This window comes from Streptomyces fagopyri (assembly GCF_009498275.1).
GTDB classification, from domain to species: Bacteria; Actinomycetota; Actinomycetes; order Streptomycetales; family Streptomycetaceae; genus Streptomyces; species Streptomyces fagopyri.
In genome coordinates, this window is record NZ_CP045643.1 from 886,681 (window position 1) to 908,105 (window position 21,425).

At 71.6% G+C, this 21,425-nt stretch carries 16 protein-coding genes and 1 pseudogene; 10 read left to right on the plus strand and 7 right to left on the minus strand.

Annotation, left to right across the window (positions count from 1 at the left end; translation table 11 throughout):
- Positions 1-97: 97 nt before the first annotated feature.
- The 4 genes and pseudogenes from GFH48_RS03770 to GFH48_RS39865 all read right to left on the minus strand — a co-directional run.
- A complete protein-coding gene (locus GFH48_RS03770; RefSeq protein WP_153286875.1) occupies positions 98-1,903 on the minus strand; it encodes a TIGR03767 family metallophosphoesterase in 1,806 nt (601 codons plus the stop codon).
- A 340-nt stretch (positions 1,904-2,243) separates the two neighbouring features.
- On the minus strand, positions 2,244-3,452 hold the full coding sequence (locus GFH48_RS03775) for a L,D-transpeptidase (RefSeq protein WP_153286876.1): 1,209 nt from the start codon (positions 3,450-3,452) through the stop codon (positions 2,244-2,246).
- A gap of 560 nt (positions 3,453-4,012) precedes the next feature.
- Positions 4,013-4,381, minus strand: a complete 369-nt coding sequence (locus tag GFH48_RS03780) for a hypothetical protein (RefSeq protein WP_153286877.1) — start codon at positions 4,379-4,381, stop codon at positions 4,013-4,015.
- 56 nt (positions 4,382-4,437) lie between these two features.
- A pseudogene (locus tag GFH48_RS39865) lies at positions 4,438-4,542 on the minus strand (hypothetical protein); the annotation flags it as partial.
- Between the two features lie 181 nt (positions 4,543-4,723).
- Here GFH48_RS39865 and GFH48_RS03785 point away from each other — a divergent pair.
- Positions 4,724-5,236, plus strand: coding sequence for a DinB family protein (locus tag GFH48_RS03785; RefSeq protein WP_153286878.1), 513 nt, complete (start codon positions 4,724-4,726; stop codon positions 5,234-5,236).
- Positions 5,237-5,332: 96 nt separating this feature from the next.
- Positions 5,333-6,391: an NAD(P)-dependent oxidoreductase gene (locus GFH48_RS03790; RefSeq protein ID WP_153286879.1), complete on the plus strand. Its 1,059-nt coding sequence runs from the start codon at positions 5,333-5,335 to the stop codon at positions 6,389-6,391.
- Between the two features lie 14 nt (positions 6,392-6,405).
- Here GFH48_RS03790 and GFH48_RS03795 read toward each other — a convergent pair whose 3' ends face one another.
- Positions 6,406-7,365 carry a 5'-nucleotidase gene (locus tag GFH48_RS03795; RefSeq protein ID WP_153286880.1) on the minus strand — a complete coding sequence of 320 codons (960 nt, stop codon included), beginning with the start codon at positions 7,363-7,365 and terminating at the stop codon, positions 6,406-6,408.
- A 70-nt stretch (positions 7,366-7,435) separates the two neighbouring features.
- Between GFH48_RS03795 and GFH48_RS03800 the strand changes: the two genes are divergently transcribed.
- From GFH48_RS03800 to ppk2, 4 genes are all read left to right on the plus strand, one after another.
- On the plus strand, positions 7,436-7,624 hold the full coding sequence (locus GFH48_RS03800) for a hypothetical protein (protein WP_153286881.1): 189 nt from the start codon (positions 7,436-7,438) through the stop codon (positions 7,622-7,624).
- A 242-nt stretch (positions 7,625-7,866) separates the two neighbouring features.
- Positions 7,867-9,021 (plus strand): inorganic phosphate transporter, encoded by a 1,155-nt coding sequence (locus tag GFH48_RS03805; protein ID WP_153286882.1) that lies wholly within the window; start codon positions 7,867-7,869, stop codon positions 9,019-9,021.
- 19 nt (positions 9,022-9,040) lie between these two features.
- The gene (locus GFH48_RS03810) at positions 9,041-9,271 is read left to right on the plus strand and encodes a hypothetical protein (protein WP_153286883.1); all 231 of its coding nucleotides are present in this window, start codon (positions 9,041-9,043) and stop codon (positions 9,269-9,271) included.
- 57 nt (positions 9,272-9,328) lie between these two features.
- Positions 9,329-10,237, plus strand: coding sequence for a polyphosphate kinase 2 (ppk2, locus tag GFH48_RS03815; RefSeq protein ID WP_153286884.1), 909 nt, complete (start codon positions 9,329-9,331; stop codon positions 10,235-10,237).
- A 279-nt stretch (positions 10,238-10,516) separates the two neighbouring features.
- On the opposite strand, the gene GFH48_RS03820 is transcribed toward ppk2, so the two are convergent.
- Positions 10,517-12,160: a response regulator gene (locus tag GFH48_RS03820; protein ID WP_153286885.1), complete on the minus strand. Its 1,644-nt coding sequence runs from the start codon at positions 12,158-12,160 to the stop codon at positions 10,517-10,519.
- A 2-nt stretch (positions 12,161-12,162) separates the two neighbouring features.
- Positions 12,163-17,028 carry a hypothetical protein gene (locus GFH48_RS03825; RefSeq protein WP_153286886.1) on the minus strand — a complete coding sequence of 1,622 codons (4,866 nt, stop codon included), beginning with the start codon at positions 17,026-17,028 and terminating at the stop codon, positions 12,163-12,165.
- A gap of 160 nt (positions 17,029-17,188) precedes the next feature.
- Between GFH48_RS03825 and GFH48_RS03830 the strand changes: the two genes are divergently transcribed.
- The 4 genes from GFH48_RS03830 to GFH48_RS03845 all read left to right on the plus strand — a co-directional run bounded on the left by GFH48_RS03830 (position 17,189) and on the right by GFH48_RS03845 (position 21,404).
- Positions 17,189-18,649: a hypothetical protein gene (locus GFH48_RS03830; protein ID WP_153286887.1), complete on the plus strand. Its 1,461-nt coding sequence runs from the start codon at positions 17,189-17,191 to the stop codon at positions 18,647-18,649.
- 234 nt (positions 18,650-18,883) lie between these two features.
- Positions 18,884-19,258, plus strand: a complete 375-nt coding sequence (locus GFH48_RS03835) for a roadblock/LC7 domain-containing protein (protein WP_153286888.1) — start codon at positions 18,884-18,886, stop codon at positions 19,256-19,258.
- 214 nt (positions 19,259-19,472) lie between these two features.
- On the plus strand, positions 19,473-19,844 hold the full coding sequence (locus tag GFH48_RS03840) for an ArsR/SmtB family transcription factor (RefSeq protein ID WP_153286889.1): 372 nt from the start codon (positions 19,473-19,475) through the stop codon (positions 19,842-19,844).
- Positions 19,845-20,234: 390 nt separating this feature from the next.
- Positions 20,235-21,404 (plus strand): hypothetical protein, encoded by a 1,170-nt coding sequence (locus GFH48_RS03845; protein ID WP_153286890.1) that lies wholly within the window; start codon positions 20,235-20,237, stop codon positions 21,402-21,404.
- The last annotated feature ends 21 nt before the right edge of the window (positions 21,405-21,425 follow it).

The window sequence follows — 21,425 nt, forward strand, 5'->3', positions numbered from 1 at the left end:
AATCTGTGCGCCAATCGAACGATTCCTCAGACAGGCCACGGCGTCCGTCCATGACCGCGCGGGACGGCGGGGGCGGGCGAGTCCTCCCGGACGGATGTCAAGGGACGATCTTCAGCAGTTCGGTGTTGCGGTCGCCCGCGCCGCCGGCCCACCCCTCCTGAACGCCTGATCGCATGCTGTCGGCGAGGCCCGGGGCGTTGTAGGCGAGCTCCCGGTACAGCGACGCGAGGCCCACCGCCGAGAGATCGTCGAAGTCCGGTGCCGTGCGGTGCGGTGCGGACGACTCGACGAGCGTGGTGAACAGGGACACCGTCCCGTCCTTGTTGTCGACCAGTTCGAACAGCCGGGCGTGGTGCGGATAGTCGACGTGGGAGGCGGTGTTGACCTCCCAGAAGGAACGGGCGGCCGTCGCGTGCGGGTGCGGGGTGATCCGGTTGACGTGGCTGTGTCCGTTGATCCAGGCGACCACGTTCGGATAGCGGCTGAGCAGGGCGATGACCTCGGCGCCGTCGTGGCGGGGTTCGTCGGTGCGGGCGGCGTCAGGGCGACGGGTCATGCTCGGACTGTGGTGGTGGCTGAAGACCAGGATGTGGGCGTCGTCGGCTCCGGGACCGCGGACGAGACGGCCGTCCACGTCGTAGGACCGGGAGCTGTGCGCGGCCAGCGTCCGTTCCAGCCAGCGCAGCTGGTCGCCGCCCAGGGACCCCTCGTAGTGGCCGCTGCGGTACGTCGTGTCGATGCTGATCCCGATGACGTTCTCCGCGATCCGGAACGTGTAGTACATGCGGTCGCCGTCGAGGTGGTCCGGCGTGTAGCCGTGGCCCACCGGCCCGGCACCGGCGCGGGCGGGGTCGAGATGCGCGGCCAGATAGTCGTGCGGCGTGAGCAGGCGGCGCCGCTCGTCGGCCGTCACGGTCCGCGCGGAGGCGGCGTGCCTGTTCAGGATCGCCTTGAGCACCTCGCTCTTGGGGTCGTCGCCCGAACCCAGCGCCTTGGCGTAGGCGGCCGCGTCCGCGTCGGGGACCGACAGCAGTTTGCGGGAACCCACGGCGAAGTCGTCGAGCGCGGGTGACAGACAGCCGCCGGGCAGGTCGTCGTGGTTGCCGACCGTGGAGTACCAGGGGATCCGCAGGCCCGGACTGGTCAGGGGGCGGGTCACCGCGTCGAGGAAACCGGGGATCAGCGGCAGTCCGCGCCGCTTGTCGAAGTCGCGCAGCGCCGGGTCGCCCGGATGCCAGTACAGCGGAAGCCCGGAGTTCTGGACGCCTTCGTACGTCTTCGGGTCCCCGGTGTCGGGAGTGATCCGGCCGCCGTTCATCAGCGTGAGGAACCACTCCAGCTCGACGGCGGAGTTGTTGTCGATGTTGTCGCCCGTGGTCATCACGAACGCCGGTGGCAGTCCCGAGTGCGGGCCGTCGCCGAGCGTGTTGACCTTCTCCACGAGCGCGACGGCGCCCGCGACGGTCAGCGCCTCCTGGGCACGCCACGCGGTGGGCGTGCGGGAGCGCAGGAACTCCGTGCGCAGCGGGTTCTGGACATCGGCGATGTGCAGATCGGTGAACTGCACGAAGCACGCGAGCGGGGTACGCCGGTCCGCGCGCCCGGCGCGCGGCGGCGCGATGTCCTCCCGTACGACCATGGGCCAGCCGGGACCCGAGTCCAGCCGCCGGTAGGTGCCGGTGTGCGGGGCTCCGCCGAGGCGGGCCGTCGTCTCCAGGGTGGTCGTGGCGTGCGGCGCGGTCCGTCGAGCGGTGACGCGTGCGGCCGGCTCCGCCGCCCGGGGACGGCGTTGCCGGGGCAGGATCGCCCCGGCGGATCCGGTCGCTCCGGCCGCCACGACGGCGCCCGAGGCGAGCAGAAGACGACGGCGGTTGATGGTGGACGCGGGTTCGTTCCCGGTCATGGGGCAGCCCTCCGGTGCCTCCGAGTGACTCACTGAGCGGAACCACTCATTCAGGCCGCGGGGACACGGGCGTGGCATCGCGGTGAACGCCGCCGGAACAGCGGTTCCGGGCCTTTTCGGGCGATCTTCACACCCCCGGTCACCGTTCGACGCGTCCGGCGCCGTGCTGCCCGTCTCCTTCGGCCGGACGGCACGCGGGGGCGTCCGTCCCCCGGCGCGGCGGTCAGGACGCGGAACGCCGCTCCCGAGTGGGGCGCGCCCGCCCCCGGGTCGCGGACTCCGGTCCCGCCGTCGGCCCGGCCCGGCCCGCGCGCCGGGGGCTGCGCGTACGGCCTCCGCGTCAGCGTGCGGAGCCGGCCTGCCACCGGTCCCAGGACATGTTCCAGCCGTTGAGGCCGTTGTCGGGGGCGATGGTCCGGTCGTCGGAGTCGCGCACCACGACCACGTCACCGATGAGGGAGTTGTCGAAGAACCAGGCGCCGTCCTGGTGGGAGTCGCCTCCGCCCTTGACGTCGTTGAGGCCCACACAGCCGTGGCTGATGTTGGAGTGTCCGAACACCGAGTCGGCGCCCCAGTAGTTGCCGTGGACGAACGTGCCCGAGGTGGACAGGCGCATGGCGTGCGGGACGTCGGGGATGTCGTACTCGCCGGCGAACCCGACCGTCGCTCCGTTCATCCGGGTGCTGGTCAGCTTCTCCGATATCACCATCTGGCCGTTCCACGTGGTCGAGCCGGGGGCACCCGCCGTGATGGGCAGCGTCCTCAGGGTCTTGCCGTCCCTGACGACCGTCATCCGGTGCGTGGAGGCGTCCGCGGTGGAGACCTGCCTGCGGCCCACGCTGAAGCGGACCGTCCTGTCCTGTTCCCCGTACGCGCCCTCGGCGCCCTTGACTCCGTCGAGGCGGATCGCGACGGTGATGACGGAGTGGGCCTTCCAGTACTGCCGCGGACGGAAGTCGAGGCGCCGTGTGCCGAACCAGTGACCGACGACGGGCTGTCCGCTGCTGGAGCTGACCTCGATGGCCGACTCCACGGCCTTCCTGTCGCCGATCGCCTTGTCGAAGGTGAACGAGACGGGCATCCCCACACCCACCGTGGCTCCGTCGCCCGGGGTGACCGTGCCGGTGAAGCGGTCGGACGTGGCGACCGTGGTGAACGCGATCTCCCTCGTCGCCTTGCGGCCCCCGGCGCCCGCGGCCACCACCGTCAACCGGTAGGCGGTGCCGTGGTCGAGGACGCCAACGGGCGCCCAGGCTCTGCCACTCGAGGAGGCGGCACCGCGGACGACGTGGCCGTTCGCGGTGGCCAGGGTCACCTTGGTGATCTTCCCGGCCGCGACCGTGACACGGCCGCCCTGCCTGACGGAGACATGCTTCTGGCCGTCGGCGGCGTTCAGCCGTATGCGCGGGGTGTCCGAGGCTCCGGCCGCGACGGGGGACGCCTGTGCGCGGTCGTCGGCGCCTACGGGTCCGGTGGTACTGCAACCGGACAGCAGGCAGGCCGAGATCGACAGGACGGCGAGGGCCGCGGCCGGGCGGGTGTGGTGCATGGAAGCTCCGTCTTTCGCGTCGGGTGGTGTGTCCCACCGGGTCCGGGGATGCCGGCCCCGGCGCGAACGGCACGGCGCCGGCGCGGTGAGGCGCGGCCGTGGACGAGGGACTCGCACGCGGCCGGTGCGCGACTCCTCGACCCGCCGTCACCGCCGGGCACGGAAGCCACCCGCCCGATACCGACGCCGTACGCGACCGGGACACGACGCCAACATGCCGGGCGTATATCAGGAAGTTGTCAGGCCACGGCAAGATCCGTACGTGGACCTGACGACCGGTGCCGGGGACCAGTTCGCCGCCGCCACCGCGTGACACCAACGACGTTGTAGGCGATCCCGATTCACATTCCGGTGGGCCCGGCACTCCGGCTGCCCCGCCCGCGCACCGCACCGCCGGTCGCGGTCGGCGCGTGGCCGGTGGCCGGTGGCCGGTGGCCGGTGGCCGGTGGCACACGATTCCCGAGCGCGTGCGGCCGGGCCGACGGCGACGGATCGGCCTGCGCCCCGGCGGGCCCGGCCAGGTCGCCGACCGGGGTCATGGGGCGGCGGGTCGTCATGTACTACCCGTACGGGTCCCGGGCCAGGAACAGGTCGAAGAGATGTCCGTCGCCGTCGCCCTTCAGGGAGTCCACCGGGATACGGCCGTGCAGGGCCGGACCAGCTCGGCGGCCGTGCCCCGGAGGGAGGCGTCTGCCGTGGTGGCGGGCGGCGTGGGCAGGACGAGTGGTCCATGTGCCGTCGGAGGAGAGCGAGGGACGCCAGGAACTGCCCTCGGTGGCATGGTGGTCGACGGCGGCGGGCTCGTACGGCCGGGCGGCCGTCCCGGAGCAGCAGGTGGATGGGAACTCGTCGACACCGTCGAGTGCCCCCTCGTCCGGCGGCGGCCGCGCGGCACCCAGGGCGAGCCGGGCGTCGTGGGTGTGCACCATGACTCCTGGAGCTGGTGCCGGGCGACGGCACCGCAGGTCCGCGACGACTGTGACCCGCCCCACCATGTCCGGCAGCCGTGATCCGGGCCGGACTCCCGCAGTGCGTCCAGTAGTTGCTCCGTCGGCTCGGCCGACCGGGCCGGCAGCGCGTCGCGCTCCATGGGCGCGGCCGGGGCGCTCTCCGAGGGGTCGGGGAACTCCAGGGTCTCCGCCACGGCGGGCTGTTCACCACCGCGCCCCCGACGACCGGACAGCGGTTTTCCCGGCCGCCGCGCTCGCGCCCCCGCAACGGCCGGAGTCGCTCACGGACTTGTGTCGGACCCCGATGACATGATCTCCGCCATGACGACGACCGAGCGCCCCATGCCGCCTCTCGACGCCGACGAGCGCACCGCGCTGGAGAGCTGGCTGGACTTCTACCGCACCACACTGGTCATGAAGTGCGAAGGACTGAGCGACGAGCAGGTGCGCCGCACTTCCGTGGCTCCTTCACCGCTGACCCTGCTCGGCCTCGTCCAGCACATGGCCGAGGTCGAGAGGAACTGGTTCCGCCGTGTCCTGACCGGTGAGGAGGTCGCGCCGATCTACGACCCGCGCGCCGATCCCGACGCCTCCGACGGCGGGTTCGATCTCACCGAGAACGTCTCCTTCGCGACAGCCCGCGCGACCTGGGAGGCCGAGATCGCCCACGCCCGGTCCAACTGCGTGGCTCGTGAACTGGACCGGACCAGCCCGTTCATGGGTGGCGACGTCACCTTGCGGTGGATCTACCTGCACATGATCGCCGAATACGCACGCCACAACGGACACGCCGATCTCATCCGCGAACGCATCGACGGCACCACCGGCGTGTGACCGAGCCGCCCCACGGCTGATCACCCGGGCGCACCCGGGGCCGACATCGATGACCGGCGGCACCGCCGTAAGGCCCGACCCGGCGAAGGGAACCCCATGGACCGTCCACGAGTCCTGTTGCTGGACGCGGCTCCGGGCGAGCTGCTCGACCGGGAACTGGAACGTCTGCTCGGCCACGGACCGGCCGTCACACTCAACCTCCGGCGGGTGGCCGACAGGGCCTTGGCACGGGCCACTTGGGCCGGCCGGGTGGACTTCACCGATTTCGACGCCTTCGACGAGCCTGCGCTGATCGCCGAGACCGTCCGGGACGGGATCGGCTACCACGCGGTCAAGTCCCGCGCGGGTGTCCCCCTGCGCGCCGCGTTCCTCACGGCGGCGACCGACCCGGAACTAGCCAACCGGCTCCGGGTGATCGGCAGGGCCGGGGCGGGCACCGACCATGTCGAGTCGGCCGCCGCCGCTCGCCACGGCGTCGATGTCACCCACACCCCGGGCTCCAACGCCGACGCTGTCGCGGAGTTCGCCCTGGCTCAGCTGTTCGCCCTGGTCCGGAGTCTCCCGGTGCACAACGAGGCCGCGCACCGGGGCCGCTGGACCGCACCGGCCGCCCCCATGGCCGAGTTGTCCGAACTATCCTTGGGCATCGTCGGGTTAGGCCGCATCGGCCTGAGACTGGCCGAGCGGGCGAGCGCTCTCGGGATGGCGGTTCAGGGCATCTCACGGCGCCCGACCGAGTCGTCGGTGCCCCGGGCGGAGTCCCTGACCGCTCTGCTCGCGACCAGCGACGTGGTCTCCCTGCACCTTCCCCTCACCCCGTGGACCCGGGGGATGATCGGCCGGGCGGAACTGGCGGCGATGCGGCCGGAGTCGATCCTGCTGAACACCGCCCGGGGCGGGATCGTCGACGAACAGGCGCTGGCCGACGCGCTGGCCGACCCGACGCACCCGCTCGCCGCGGCGGCCGTCGACACGTTCGAGCACGAGCACGCCGCCTTCGCCTCACCGCTCCTCGGCCTGCCGAACGCGCTGCTGACCCCGCATGTGGCCGGGATGACCAGGGGCGCCATGGCCACGGCGGCGATCCGGTGCGCGGACCACATCGCGGCTCTGCCGGCAGGCCGCCGGGACGGCGTGCCCGTCGTCACCCGCTGACGCTCGCGGTCGGTTCACCGCCGAGCTTCGGCGGACTCCACGCGGTCCGGTTCGTTCATCTTCCCGAAGGGCACGTGCACGCTGGGTGTGTTGAGGGAGGTGCCGGCCAGGTGGCCGACCTGGTCGTCGAAGAAGATGTGGGGCTTGAGAACCCCCATGATCGTGCTCTTGTCGATGCCGCCGAGGAAGAACGCGTCGTTGACGGTCACACCCCACCCCTTCAGGCTGCGCACCGCGCGTTCGTGAGCGGGTGCGTTGCGGGCGGTGACGAGGGAGACGTGGACACGGATCTTGTAGTCCGGATCTCCGGCCCGCTCTACCTCTTCGCGCTGCTGGAGCCGGTTGAGACTGGCGAGGAAGTCCCGCAGGGGGCCCGGGTCGTGCGGGGTGGCGGCGTTCATCGTCTCGTGGGAGCGGAAAACCTCGATGCCGTCCGCCTGGTAGACCCGCTCCGAGGCGTCGTCGGCGAGCACCCCGTCGAAGTCGAAGGCGATCCGCAGGTCCTGGTCGTCGGCCTCGTCGGTCGTCGCGGGACCGAGAACCCGGCCGGCGGGCAGGCCGAGGGCCACGGCCTCGCGGACATCGGTCTCGTTCGCGGACAGGAACAGCGACATGTTCAGGGCGGGCATGAAGTGGTAGGGCGAGCGTCCCTGCATGAAGATGGCCCGGCTGATCGGCAGACCGTGGGACTGGATGGACCGCATGACCCGCAACCCGGTGTCGGGATCGTTGCGGGACAGGACGATGACCTCCACCAGGGGATCGTCGGGTGAACTCAGGTCATTCAGCGACAGCAGTCTGCGGATGAAGGAGAAGGCGACCCCCTTGCCCAGAGTGTCGTGAAGGTGCTCCTCCTGGTAGGCGCGGTAGGACTCCTCGCCCTGCTCACGGAAGACGGCGTCCGCCTCCGCCAGGTCGAACAGCGCGCTGGAGGCGATGCCGATGACCAGGCGGTTCGCAAGTTCGTAGGACACGGCTCATCCCCCTGCATCAATTCAAACGCGTGTCTCAATCATGACATCGAGTCGCGGCGGGCGATGCGCCGTGGCCGCCCCGGACTTGCCCAGCGGTCGTCCCAGGCTCGCCGAGACCGGCCGCCGGCCACCCCACCCGCCGCACGTCCTCTCCGGATCCGTCCTTCTCTCCATCGGCACCAGGAACCGGGACGTCCAGGACGACTGGCCGCGGGCCACCGGCCCGAGCCTGGGCCCGGCGCAGACCGGCTGGCAGTGACCGGCCCCTCCGATCACACTCCGTCCGAACGCCCGCTCGCGGGAGCCACATCCGTCTTACGGCCGGCGGCAGGACCGCGGCCGGCCATCGGCGCGAACGGGTGGTTCGGGGCGGTCGTCAGGTGCCGGAGCGCGTGAACGCCGCCCGATACGCCCGCAAACACACGCTCACCTCCACTCGCCCATGCGTGGGCTTTGCCTCCGGTTCTCCCCCCGTACGCCTCCGATTGCTTCCATCGGAGGATGGACCACATCACGTTCCTCGTGGCAGTCGTCATCGTCACGGCTCTGGCCTTCGATTTCACCAACGGATTCCACGACACGGCGAACGCGATGGCCACGTCCATCGCGACCGGCGCGCTCAAGCCGAAAACGGCGGTCCTCATCAGCGGCGTCCTGAACGTGGGCGGAGCGTTCCTGTCCACCGAGGTCGCCAAGACGATCTCCGGCGGAATCGTCGACGACACGCTGGTCACTCCGGGCATGATCTTCGCGGGCCTGGTCGGGGCGATTCTGTGGAACCTGCTCACCTGGCTGCTCGGGCTTCCCTCCAGTTCCTCACACGCCCTCTTCGGCGGACTCATCGGCGCGGTGTGGGTCGGCGCGGGTGAGCACGGCGTGCACTTCGACAAGGTGTTCGAAAAGATTCTGATCCCGGCCGTGGCGTCGCCGGTCGTGGCGGGTGTCGCCGCCCTGCTGGCCACGTACCTCGCGTACCGGATCACCGCCAGGGCACGCGAGAAGTCGGTGACGAAGGGCTTCCGGCTCGGGCAGATCGCCTCGGCCTCGCTGGTGTCGCTGGCGCACGGCACGAACGACGCGCAGAAGACGATGGGAGTCATCACGCTGACGCTGATCTCGGCGGGCGCGCTGGGCCACGACGCGGGTCCCCCGGTGTGGGTCATCGCGTCCGCGGGCCTGGCCATCGGGCTCGGCACCTATCTGGGCGGCTGGCGCATCATCCGGACCATGGGCAAGGGGCTCACCGACATCCAGTCCCCACAGGGCTTCGCCGCCGAGGCGGCCTCCACGACGGTGATCCTCACCTCCGCCCATCTGGGCTTCGCGCTCTCCACCACACAGGTCTGCTCCGGCGGCATCCTCGGAGCAGGGGTGGGCAGGCGGCTGGCCGAGGTGCGCTGGGGCACCGCGGGCAGGATGGCGCTCGCCTGGCTGGTGACGCTGCCGGCGGCCGCGCTGGTCGGCGGGGTGTCGGCGAGCGTCGTGAAGCACGGCGGGACCTTCGGCACGGTGGTGATCGCGCTCGTCGCGGTGGCCGTCGCCGCGTTCATCGTCACCGCCGCGCGCCGCAACCCGGTGCACGCCTCGAACGTCAACGACCACCACGAGGTCTCCGTCCGTACCGCGACGCCGGCCGGCGTCGGTACGTCCGCCTGAGCCTAGGAGAGTTCCGGACATGCATCTCGACTGGACCGCACTCGGTGAAGTCGCCGCGGTGAGCACGGGAGTCACCGTCGCCGTGGTCGTCGTCTTCGCCCTCGGCGTGCTGGGCGTCGCCCGGGCGGAGGGCGCGCGCGACGACGACGGCGGCGACGTCCTGGGGTTCGCCCAGGCCGGCCTCTGCTTCCTGGCCTGCGCGGCCGTGGTGGCGTACGGCATATATCTGATCGTGCCGCAGTTCCACTGACACGGCGGGAAGAACCTCGGTGGCGGGAAACGCGGAGCACGGAAAAGGGAGCACCGGATGACGGAACTGCTGACTGGCATGCGGGTCGACTACTCCGACCACGACGACCCCGTACTCATCCGGCCGGACGGCAGCCCGGTGGACACGTGGCGGGAGAACTACCCGTACGAACAGCGCATGGAGCGCAAGGAGTACGACTGGCACAAGCGGCTCCAGCAGATCGAGCTGCTGAAGCTGCAGAGCTGGATCAAGGAAACCGGCCGACGGCTCGTCGTCGTCTTCGAGGGACGCGACGCGGCGGGCAAGGGCGGCACGATCAAACGCTTCACCGAGCATCTGAACCCGCGCGGCGCTCGGGTGGTGGCGCTGGAGAAGCCGACGGAGCGGGAACGCGGACAGTGGTATTTCCAGCGGTATGTGGAGCACCTGCCGACCGCGGGCGAGATCGTGCTCTTCGACCGGTCCTGGTACAACAGGGCCGGTGTGGAGCGCGTGATGGGTTTCTGCACCGACGACGAGTACCGGCGCTTCACCCGGCAGGCGCCCGCCTTCGAGCGGATGCTCGTCGACGACGGCGTGGACCTGGTCAAGTTCTGGTTTTCGGTCTCCCAGAGTGAGCAGCGCACCCGGTTCACGATCCGCCAGGTCGATCCGGTGCGGCAGTGGAAACTGAGCCCCATGGACCTGGCCTCGCTGGACCTCTGGGACGACTACACGGCGGCGAAGGTCGCCATGTTCCGCGAGACGGACACCGAACAGGCGCCCTGGACCGTGGTGAAGAGCAACGACAAGAAGCGGGCCCGCGTCGAGGCCATGCGCAGCGTGCTGGCCCGCTTCGCCTACACCGACAAGGACGAGGACGTCGTCGGCAGCCCCGACCCGAGCATCGTGGGCGCGGCGGCCAACCTGCTGGAGGAGGGCGAGGACGACTCGGTGTCCGTCGCCGCCGACCCCACGGCGTCCTGACGACAGCCGGACCGCCTCCACAGAGCCATTCCCGGGCCCGGTTCGTGTCGGGCCCGGTTCGTGTCGGGCCCGGTTCGTGCGCGAGCCCGGCCGTGCGCCGCACGCCCAGGTGTGGACGCCGGCACCTACCTCCACCGGCGCACGGCCGAATTCCCGCACGGCCGCGTTCGGTCGCGCGCCGGACGACCGCCGGAGGTCTCCGCCACCGCGGTTCGCCGCCCGCCGCCCGCGCGGAAGCAACGGTCCGCGGAGAGACCACGGCGGTCGCGACGGCCCGACTCAGGACATCAACATGGCGGTGGCCTCCTTCAGTTGGTCGTGGGCCGCCACCAGCGCCAGAGCCCGCTTCGGCGCTGGTACGTCGGTGTGGCAGGCCGCGCGCAGCAGGTACTCGGCGAGCACCACGTGCCACTCCCAGGCCCGCTCGGGCTCGGCGGCGTCCGGGCACCACGTGTGCAGATGCCTGACCAGCCAGGACAAGGCCGTCAGCGCCGCCGTGACATCCGGGGTGTCCGGTCCGGCGAGCGGAGTGCGGCGCCCCAGCTGCGAGGCCAGTGCGCGCCACGCGGCGAACCGGGTGAAGAACATCGATTCCACACCCGCGTCGATCGACCGCATCAGCAGGTCCACGCCGAACCGGGCCGCGTCCGCCGCCCAGTTGAGCCGGCCGAACGCGCTGGTGTCGATGAGCACCGGCGTCGGGTGCCTGCCCAGACAGATCAGTACGTTGCCCCCGTGCAGATCGCCATGGGCGTACGTCGTCACGGTGGGCCGGGTCAGTTCGCTCAGCGGGACGCCCAGTGGCCTGCCCTCCTCCAGGAACGACCGCAGCTCCCTGGTCAGTTCCCTCACGTCGGACAGCCCGCCCCCGTCCGGTCGCCTCAGCGCGGGCGAGAACTCCGCCAGCGCCTGGAGCACCAACCGGCGCCGCAGGGACGGAAACCGCAGCAACTCCACCAGCGGGACGGTTCGCTCCCTGTTCTCGGTGTGCGGTGTACGCAGCCCCTCCCAGAACAGTTTGAACATCACGTCCTCCACGTCCGGCGCCGGCGGCTCCGCCGCGAGCCAGGCCCGCAGTGTCCTCGCGTTCTCCGGCAGTGGAGCGCCGAGCGCGTACCAGCCGTTGACCGGGCCCACCGGCCGCTCGGGCCGCTGCCGGATCAGCAGCAGCGCGGGGAACACCTTCGCCGCACGGCCGTTCTGCTCCGCCTCGTGCGCCAGCGCCCGCTCATCACGGGAGGCCTTCAGGACGTGCCGCAGGACCGGACTGCCCGGTGAGACCGCCGCCACCGAACACACCACCGCTCCCGAGGCACCGGGCGCGAGATGGGCCACCCGCATCGTCGCCGTCTCCGCGCCCTCGGCCTCCAGGACACGGCTGTAGAGCTGGGACAACGTCGGTGCCCCGACCTCGTCGACGATGGACTGAACCGCCGGATCGTCGGCGTCCGCCTCCACCTGGATCGGGCGCACCGTCCCGTTGTTGAGGAGATGCTCGCGGACCGCCCGGACGACGGCTGCCGGACTGTTGTCGAGCGACCCCTGGGTGAACTCGTACCGCCGGAAGACGTGATGTGCCCCGGAGCGGCGCGCCTGGTCGAACAGGTCGGGCCTCGTGTCGTCACCGGAGCTGACGGCGATGATGTACGTCCGCGGCGATCGCTCCTTCGCCTCGGCGATCAGCTCGAGGCCCCGCGGCTCCGGCAGGTCCGGCAGGTCCTCACGCGCGAACAGCAGGTCGACCAGGACCACGTCGTAGGGCCGGTCCGCGTCGCGGATCAGTTCCTGGCCGCGGTCCGGTTCGGTGGTCGAGTCCCACTGGACGTCCCAGCCGATCTTCGCGAAGTGCGCCTCCAGCCGGGCCTTGGAGCGCCGCTGGTTGCGCTCCTCGTCGTCGATGATCAGCCCTTTGATCTCCTGCATGATCAGGCTCCCTCCCACAGGGGCAGCGCCAGGAGCGTCTCGAACGTCCAGCCCTTCTCGCCGTCCTCCTCGTCGAGGGCATGCCCCGTCAACGACGCGCCGAAAGGCCGGAGTTTCGCGTCCAGTGCCCGTAGCCCCTGGCCGGCCGCGCGCCGCGGCCGGGTGCCGGTATTGCGGAAGGAGACCTGTACGGTGCCAGGTCCGGAGGTCGCGTACGCGACGTGGATACGGCACTCGGCGTCCGGGACGCGATGGCGCCGCGTGTTGTCGAGAACGTGTTCCACCGCCTCGGTCAGCAGGGGTGCGGGACAGAACACCTCGGCCTCCCCCGCGGCCGCGCCCGCCACCACCTCCACCACGGTGTCCTGGGCGGCGAGGAGTGCCTCCAGCCGGGGCCCGAGCCTGGCCGGCGCCGACGACACCAGGTCCACGAGATGGGCGCGCTTGCCCGTCTCCGGCAGATGCGTCGCGAGGAACATCCGGTACCACCAGTCGAGGCGGTCGAGGAGTTCGTACCGTAGCGTCTGCCAGTCGGGGTCATCCACTTGACGCGGTGCGCGCAGCAGCCGGTCGAGCCGCTCCGTCACCTCGCTCAGCGCCGTGATCCCGTTGGGCACCAGCCGCATCAGCCGTTCGTGGTCGCGTCGCCCGAGCCGGTCGTCCACGTACTCGCCGGCGAGGATGTGCCGTAGCGCGGGAAGACAGACCAGCGCGCGCTCGGCGAGGTGCCGTTTGCACGTCTCCCAGTCGGAGCGGGCGTCGAGCGCCGCGCCCTGCGAGGGTGCCGCGTCCTCCAGGTCCTCCACGTAGTCCCGTACGCGCAACAGCCCGGAGTCCAGCCGGTGCCGCATCACCGCGTGCCCCAGGTCCTCGCGGAGCTGCTCCCACGCCTTCTGCGGATCGTCCGGTTTGGGTCCCACCTTGTGATCCGCGACGGTGATCAACTGCTGCACCACGTGCAGATATTCGTCCGCGAGACCGGGTACGCGTGCCTCGCGCCGCTCCTCGAGGCTCTTGCGGCAGCGCAGCAGGCTCTTGCGCAGCCGCACCACGTCGATGGGCGAGTCGTACGGTGGACGACGCAGGAGCTGGTGGCACTCCAGGAGCATCTGGTCGACCAGGACCGGTTCGTCCAGCACCAGGGTGAGCAGCCGGGGCAGCATCTCGGTCAGCTGCTGCGGTGTGGTCGCCGCCAGCACCATCAACGCCTGCACGCGAAGCCACGGCGAGGCGTTGGGGGACTTGCCGACGCCGGCCACGCAGATCTCCGCCAGCAGGTCCCGGGCCACGGTGAACCGGAGCGGCGGCAGCTTCAGCCACTGCTGCTCCGCGGCGAGGAGCCGGATGAGGTTGGACCGTGTGAACTCGGCGTGCGGCGGGCCGTCGAGGAGCGCGCGCAGCGCGTCCACCACTCGCTGTCGCGAGCCCGTGTCGCGCAGGGACTCCCGGAGCAGCGCGCGCCAGCGGATGTAGTCGATCACGTCGTCGGAACGGATCGGGACCGCGAACAGGTCCGCCGCCGCGCTGCTGAACACCTCCTCGCGGCGCTGGGGGCGCAACAGTTCGCGCAGTTGGTCCGCGTGCCGCCGGAGCCGGTTCGGTGCGGCCGAGTCGTCCTGGACGCGCAGCCGGGTGGTACAGATCGCGCAGTCGTGCGGCGACTCGCCGGGAATGCTGCTCGCGCTCACGAACCGCACCACCGCCGGCACGGGTGCGCCGCCGCCCGGCGGGGCCACGGCCCGCAGCATGCGCAGCGCCGCCGCCTCCTGATGGTCGAGCCGGTCGAGCAGCACCACCGCGACGACCGACACCGCGCCGCTGGCCACCGCGAGCCGGATCATCTGCTGCAGTGTCGTGCCGGTCGTCGCGCGACCGTCCAGCACCACCACTGTCTGGCCGCGCGCGTCGTACCGTACGGCCGTCGGGAAGATCCACTGGTTCCGGGCCACCCCGCGTGGCACGGGCACCAACGGGCCTACTGCGTGGCCGAGTTCGCCCAGCCGGGCGTGCAGTGCTTCCGGGAGCCTGCTGTCGTAGACGGCGTCCGGGGTGCCCGCGTACCAGAGTTGCAGCGTCCGTGCGCCGTCCGGTGCCGGTGCTCCCGGTCCCGTCGGCTCCGCAGCGGAGGCGAGCGATTCGCTCAGCACGTCGAGGACGGCCTCCGTGATCCGGGCGCCCGTCTCCGGGTGCCGAAGCGCGCGGTCGAGGTGCAGCATGGCGCTGGAGTGCGACCGCGGGCCGGCCAGATGTCCGAGGGAGAGTGTGTCGGGCGCCCCCGTGCACAACCGCAGGAAGTCGAGCTCCGAGATACGGGGCGGCTCCGGGGGCGACGGCACGACCGGATGACGCAGGATCGGATCGATGTCCACGACGTCCACGCCGACCGCGTCACCGGTCGGCGGAGTGCGACCGTCCGCCGCGTAGATGTCGATGGCGACGTCGGTGAGCGAGACCACGGGGATGCTCCGGTTGAGCAGCTGGATGTCGCGTCGCTCCGGTCGCGCGTCCACGACACAGGCGATCAGCGCGGGTTCGGCGCCCGCGCCCACGATGGCGGCCGCCGCCCGCCGTGTGGTGTTCTCCGTCGACAGAAGGTCGGTGATGAGCACCACCCGCTCGCCCGCCTGCACCGGTTCGCTCGGATGCAGCCCCTCCAGGTCGAGTTCACCCGGCATGGCGTGGTGCCTCCCGCCCAGTGCCAGGCACTCGCTCAGCCGCGCGGCCAGCGGTCTGGGCGCCGCCGACACATGCGCGACCATCGTGGGAACCTCGCCGTGCCCGCGTTCGTTCAGCACGGCCTCCACCTTGCGGGCCAGGACGTACGCCGCCGTCGCCGTTCCGACCGTCGCGTCCAGCAGCAGCGCGGAGTCGACCCAGCGCCGGGTGATCCGCAGCCCGGGAGTCCGGAACAGGCCGTTCGCCACGCCCGCGGCCTCTCCCCGGTGCTCGACGACCTCGGCCAGCTCGCGGTGCGCCTCCCGTTCCAGGGTGCGCAGCACGCCCAGGGGGGTCAGCGCGAGGGAGACCCGGCCGCCGGAGACCTCGAAGAGCCTTGGGTACTCATCCAGCGCACGCCACAGGCCGTCACCCGGTTCCCCTCCGGCCTGTCTCCAGCACCGCATCGCGGTCTCCGCCGAGACCACGCCGCCGACCCTGCTCAGTTCGGTCAGGACGGCGCGGACGGCCGTCGAGCCGCCGTACCAGATGGGCGGTCCGTAACAGCCGTGGACCAGCGTCGGGCTCGGTGGCGCGCTCGCGCCGGGATGCCGCTCGGCGTGCAGCCCGCTCACACTCAGGTCCACGATCCGCGGGTCGGCGTCGGGGAAGAGGACCGCGACAGCCGTGAGGTCGGCCAGTCCGTCGGCCACGCCGAGCGCGGCGCTCAGCGCGTCCTGCAGGCCGGAGGGACTGAGGTAGCCGGTGTCCCGTAACGGCACCGACACCACCACTCCGCCCAGCGCCGGATCCCGCGCGGTTTCTCTGGCCGCGTCCACGAGTGCGGCACGGCCGGCCTCGTCGAGGCCGTTCGCCGGGTCGAACTCGCAGCGTATCCAGCGCAGTTGATGGCCGATCGCCGCCTGCGAACGGTCGATCCAGGACACCGGGGTGCGGTGCGTCCTCGGATCGGTGAGGACCTGCACCTCGTGCAGCGTGCCCGGTGCGTGACCGAGTGAGTCCTCGGCCATGACCGTCTGCCCGCCGGACTCCGTGTACACCCAGCCGGTCATCGTGTCCGCGGTCCGGACGACGATGCTGCCGCCGTAACTCCTGACCAGGTGCGCCACCCGCCACAGTCCGCTCTGGCCCGGCCTCGGCGCGTTCGCGTCGGCGCGCGTGCCGTCCGGTACGGGGGTGTGGTGCCCGAAGGCGGAGAAGACCGTGTCCTCCGCCTCGGTCGGCCGGTGCCCCGATCCCGGCCGTGCCCCGGACGCGACGGCGTGCCACGCCTGCACCGGATCCAGCCGGGTCACCAGCCCACCGCCCGAGTCACCCACCAGCAGACGCAGCACCTGACTGCGCGTCGTGGTGGCCAGCTCGGCCAGTTCGGCGGAGGCGGGCGGCATGTCGGCGTGGCGCCGGCCGTACGTCATGGAGTCGAGCAGGACGGCGCCCACGAGGCAGCGGGGCGGTTCGCCGACGACGCCGGCCGCACCGTGCTCCGCCACGTTCTCCAGCAGCTCCAGAAGCACCGTCTGGCTCAGCGCGTCGGCGTCCGGCTCCGACAGCCCGAGGTCACGGAGCCGGGCCACGATCCCCAGGAAGTCCTGTGACACGCGCAGTTCGTCGCCGTCCAGCGGTGACAGCCACTGGAACGGCAGGATGCGCCGCCGCACGTACGGGGACTCGTCGCGGGCCGTGGACTTGCCGCCGCCCGGTGTCGCGTCGTCGGCGGGCGGAAGGTGGTCCACCGCCGCCGCGTCGTCCACCTCGACGGCTCCCTCCGGCCAGCGTCCCGGCCGCAGGGCGTCCAGGAACCCGACCTGGCCCATGAAGGCCCGCGCGTCGCCGCGCGCCCGGGCCTGCCGGGTCAGCAGCCGCTGCGCCGCCGCCCGGTCCCGTTCCTCACCCGCCTCACCCTCCGTGCCGCCGGTGTCCAGCGGGTCGCCGCCACCCGGCCCTGGCAGGTCCGCGGTCGGCAGCGTGACCCGGACCGGCACGCTGTCGCGCACCGCCGCGTCGATCAGCAGCAGGGCTCGCGCCAGCGCCGCCATGTCGGCGAACTCGACCCGGGCGAAGTTCAGATGGAGCCCCTGTTCCAGAATCCGGTGCGTCCACCGTCCGTCCGCCGCGAACGGTGCGCGCCGGGGCTGCATCACCTTCTCCCAGCCGCTGGGAGTGAGTCTGGGGGCGAAGTGAAGTCCTGCCATGGTCCGGCGCCCTCCGTCTTCCGTTCACCACTGCGGTTCCTGAGACAGGTTCTGCCCACGCGGCCGAGGGAAATATCACCCTTCTTCCACCTCGGGCGCCGAACTGTCATCATCGACGAGGAACGTCAACTTTCCTACGGACGAGTGACATTGAGGGCGGATGGCATCCGGTCGCGGTGGGTCGCGCGGTCTGCGGAGGGACCTGGAGCGGGGACGGGAGATCGACGGTGCCCGCCTCGCCGCGTACGTGCTGCGCGCCGCCGGGCGGACACAGCGCGTGGTCGTCACCGGGGCACGGTGCACGGGCACCGTGGATCTGCGGCTGGCGGTCCTCGATGCCCGTCTGGAGTTCGTGGACTGCGTCTTCGACGGAGAGATCCAGCTGTCCGGAGCCGTCGTCAACTCCCTTGACCTCAGCGGCAGTCGGATGACGGCACTCCTCGCCGACGGGCTGCGGGTACGGGGGGACCTGGTGCTGCGCGAGGCGCGGATCGGCGCCGCCACCGGCACGGCTCCGTTCGCCGACTTCCGCACCGACGGCGACCGGGTTCCGGCCGCTCGCCGGGTGTCCGAGGAACTGACCACCGCACCGTTGCGTCTGGTGGCCGCGCACGTGGACGGCGCGCTCGTCCTCGAACGGGCGGTGCTGGGCGGCCCCGGCCCGTGGGCGCTGTTCGCCCCACGCGTCACGGTCGGGGACTCCCTGCGCGCGAGTGGCCTGGAGTCGTCGGGTGGCCTCTACCTCAGGGACGGACAGGTCGGCCACTCACTGCTCTTCGAGGGTGCGTCGGCGACCGCGATCGACGCCACGGGCCTGCGCTGCGACGGCGGTTTCTACGCCGACTGGGGCTTCACCTGCTCCGGCCCCGTCCGTCTGCGCAGCGCCGAGGTCGCCGGCATCGTCACCTTCCACGACGCCGTGCTCGGCGCCCCGGCGGGTGCCGCGATCCTCACCCGGCTGCGCACGGCCCGCCTGCGGGTGGATTTCCGTACGAGCCCGGCGGGCGCGGTCGTGCTGCGCGACGCGCGGATCGGTTCGTACGTGGACGCGCCGGACAGCTGGCCGGCCGCGGGCGCGCTCGACGTGGAGGGGCTCACCTACGACCGGCTCGGCTCGGTCGACCCCGTCGGCGTGAAGGAACGGCTGGCCTGGCTGGCCAGGGACGGTGAGGCCACCGCGGGTTCCTTCGAACAGCTCGCGCTGTCCTATCAGCGCGCCGGCGACGAACGGTCCGCGCGGGTCGTCCGGCGCGCCCGCGAACGCCGGACCCACCGGTCGGAACGGCTGCCGGCCCGCGCCTGGGGCGCCGTCCAGGACACGCTGTTCGGCTACGGGTACGCACCGGGACGCGCCCTGGTCTGGCTGGTCGTGCTGGTGGGCGCGGGCTCCGCGTGGTTCGCCACGCACCGGCCGTCACCGGTCACGGGCGGGACGCGGCGGGACTGGGACCCCGTGCTGTACACCCTCGACCTGATCGTCCCCGTCGCCGGCCTCGGTCAGCGGACCGCCTGGGATCCGACCGGAGTGGACAAGGCGGTGGCCGTCCTGCTGATCCTCGCGGGCTGGCTGCTCGCGACCTCGGTGGTGGCGGGGGCGAGCAGACTGCTGAGCCGTAACTGACACCTGCGGCACGGGCGAGGGGATCGCCGGGCCGGAACCGACACGCGCGGCAAGGGTGGCGTCGACGGTCAGCCGTCGCACATCAACAGTCAGAAGAGATCGAGCCGTTCACTGCTTTGGCGCACCTTCTGTCAGTCCCGGAACAACTCGGTTGCCCGCCGCGCACGGTACGTAGGGTCCGGCTCACGGAGCCGCCCGGGTATCGCGGGCCGCACACAACGAGGGGACACCGTCATGGCAAGTGTGGACATCTCTTTGAAGGAGATCATGACGTCGATCGAGGGCGCTCTGGGAGCCGCTCTCGTCGACTACACCAGCGGCATGGCGCTGGGGACCTTAGGAGGAGGCAAGGACCTGGACCTGGCGGTCGCCGCCGCGGGCAACACCGACGTCATCCGCGCCAAGACCCGCACCATGGAACACCTCGGCATCAAGAGCGACATCGAGGACATGCTGATCACGCTCTCGCATCAGTACCACCTCATCCGGCCGTTGAAGGGCCGGGACGGGAACGGCCTGTTCCTCTACCTCGTGCTCGACAAGGGGAAGTCCAACCTGGCCATGGCCCGTCACCAACTCAAGCGCATCGAGGCCGAACTGGAGGTGTAGCCGGCCGCCTCCTCCGCGCTTCCGCACGCCCACGAGTTGCAGAGTTCTTCATCTGGGCACATCCAGATCAGGCCAATCCGATGGGTGTGCGGGGCGGGAGACGCGAGGATCGGTCATCGGTCCGCGAAGCCCGCCCCCGCGGCGGCCCGTACACGGCCGCCGCGCCGGCCCGGAGCACCGTCCCTCAACCGCGGTAGGGAGCGAACGATTCACCATGCAGGTCCCCCTCTACCAGGCCAAGGCCGAGTTCTTCCGCATGCTCGGGCACCCCGTGCGCATCCGCGTTCTGGAACTGCTGCAGAACGGCCCCGTCCCCGTGCGCGACCTGCTCGACGAGATCGAGATCGAACCCTCCAGCCTCTCCCAGCAACTGGCCGTGCTGCGCCGCTCCGGGATCGTGGTGTCCATCCGGGAGGGTTCCACCGTCAGTTACGCGCTCGCCGGCGGCGACGTCGCCGAACTCCTGCGGGCCGCCCGCCGTATCCTGACCGAACTTCTCGTCGGCCAGAGCGAGTTGCTGGCCGAGCTCCGCCAGGCGGACGTCCGGCCGGCGCTGACCCAGGGCAGCGCGAGCCGAACCTCCTGAGCCGTGCCGCCCACCTCCGGTCGAACCCGCCGTGCGGGCCGCCTCCGGTCGAACCCGCCGTGCCGCCCACCTCCGGTCGAACCCGCCGTGCGGTCCGCCCCGACGGGATCGTCGCCCCACCGGCGGACGACGACCGCACGCACGGGTCCGCGCGGCGAAACACGTACGGGCGATGTCTCACGACCTCGAACCCCGCGCCCGTGAACGCGGGCCTCACGGAGGAAAAGCGTTGACATCACCCCAAAACACCCATGGGCGACGCAAGCGAACAAGCCTGCCGTACGGGGACGGGAGCGGAGGTCGGTGATCCACACGGCCCTCGAATCGCCGCCCGCGACCCGCAGCGACCATACTGGGAGCGCACGCCGCCTCCCACCCGCGAAGTGACTCATGCCCAAGTCCACCACCGCCCGCCCCACCGCTCCGGACACCGTCTGGCTGGCCAGGGGACGCCAGGCCGGCCCCGCGCCGCAGGAGACCCTCCGGGAGAACCTGCAGAGGCTGAAGGCCGACGAGACGATCCGGGACTTCCTGGAGACCGGGAACTCCGCGGAACCCGACGCGCACGTCTTCGAGGCGCGCTGGGTCGTCGACGACACCGTCACCGTCCGGGCGCGCCTCACCACCGACGGTCGCGCGCACGTGGACGAGCAGCGGCGCTGGACGCTGGCCGCCGAGGCGGACCGGCCCTGGGACCTGTCCTGGCCCTCTCCCGCGACGATGTTCTGGCCCGCGAGCGGCGGCGAGATCCGCTGGGACCGCGACGCGGTCGGCGATCTGGCTCTCCAGGACATCAACCCGCTGCCGCAGGAGGACAAGGCGCTGCGCCGGATGCTCCGGGAGTCGGCGCAGCACAGCTGGAGCATCAACGTCGTCGTCCACGAGGCGATGTCGACCGACCACCGCGGCCGTGTCCCCCTGGTGAGTCTGCTGCCGCCCGCTCTGCGCCATCGCGTCGTGGAGCACCGCGCCGCGCCGGACCAGTTCCAGGCCGTCAACTGGGCCCTCTACGACCTGGGAGTACGGGTGCCGCGCGGAGGCGCGGTGATCCTGCCCGGCTCACCGGCCCGGACCGGGTTCACGGAGCAGGACTTCACCGTGCGCAGCGTGTTCCTCGACGGGTCGGAGCCGACCGAGCTCCTGGAGAAGGTCGTACGGTACGCCGCCCTGCCCCGGCCACTGGGCGAGGAGGCGGAGGAGGCCGTGACCGCGCTCCGGGAGCAGTGGCGGCTGCTGACGATGGAGGAGGAGCTGGACCGCGCCCGCGGGCTGGTGGCCGCCTACGCCGAAGCCCTCGAAGCGATGACGAAGTCGCGTGACCAGTACCGCGAGGCGACCGAGCTCGCGCATACGGCGCTGGCCGAGATCAAGGAGTTCCGCGGGGCGGCGTCCCGCGCCCACGAGTCGTTCGACGGCGCGGACGGGCGGGGGCTGCCGCAGCAGCTGACCCGGACGTTCCAGCGGGTCGCCGGGGCCATCCGCCCACGCCGTACGGCACGCGACGACGTCCCCGGCAGGAGCCCGGGCGCGTCCGGGGACGAGCCCGGCACGTCCGAGTGAGCGCACGGCCGTGGGGGCCTC

Coding starts and splice junctions, on each gene's coding strand:
- ppk2 (WP_153286884.1), top strand. CDS start 9,329: ATGACGGAACTGCTGACTGGCATGCGGGTCGACTACTCCGACCACGAC.
- GFH48_RS03840 (WP_153286889.1), top strand. CDS start 19,473: ATGCAGGTCCCCCTCTACCAGGCCAAGGCCGAGTTCTTCCGCATGCTC.
- GFH48_RS03775 (WP_153286876.1), bottom strand. CDS start 3,452: ATGCACCACACCCGCCCGGCCGCGGCCCTCGCCGTCCTGTCGATCTCG.
- GFH48_RS03810 (WP_153286883.1), top strand. CDS start 9,041: ATGCATCTCGACTGGACCGCACTCGGTGAAGTCGCCGCGGTGAGCACG.
- GFH48_RS03805 (WP_153286882.1), top strand. CDS start 7,867: ATGGACCACATCACGTTCCTCGTGGCAGTCGTCATCGTCACGGCTCTG.
- GFH48_RS03820 (WP_153286885.1), bottom strand. CDS start 12,160: ATGCAGGAGATCAAAGGGCTGATCATCGACGACGAGGAGCGCAACCAG.
- GFH48_RS03770 (WP_153286875.1), bottom strand. CDS start 1,903: ATGACCGGGAACGAACCCGCGTCCACCATCAACCGCCGTCGTCTTCTG.
- GFH48_RS03780 (WP_153286877.1), bottom strand. CDS start 4,381: ATGGTGCACACCCACGACGCCCGGCTCGCCCTGGGTGCCGCGCGGCCG.
- GFH48_RS03835 (WP_153286888.1), top strand. CDS start 18,884: ATGGCAAGTGTGGACATCTCTTTGAAGGAGATCATGACGTCGATCGAG.
- GFH48_RS03790 (WP_153286879.1), top strand. CDS start 5,333: ATGGACCGTCCACGAGTCCTGTTGCTGGACGCGGCTCCGGGCGAGCTG.
- GFH48_RS03845 (WP_153286890.1), top strand. CDS start 20,235: ATGCCCAAGTCCACCACCGCCCGCCCCACCGCTCCGGACACCGTCTGG.
- GFH48_RS03830 (WP_153286887.1), top strand. CDS start 17,189: ATGGCATCCGGTCGCGGTGGGTCGCGCGGTCTGCGGAGGGACCTGGAG.
- GFH48_RS03825 (WP_153286886.1), bottom strand. CDS start 17,028: ATGGCAGGACTTCACTTCGCCCCCAGACTCACTCCCAGCGGCTGGGAG.
- GFH48_RS03785 (WP_153286878.1), top strand. CDS start 4,724: ATGACGACGACCGAGCGCCCCATGCCGCCTCTCGACGCCGACGAGCGC.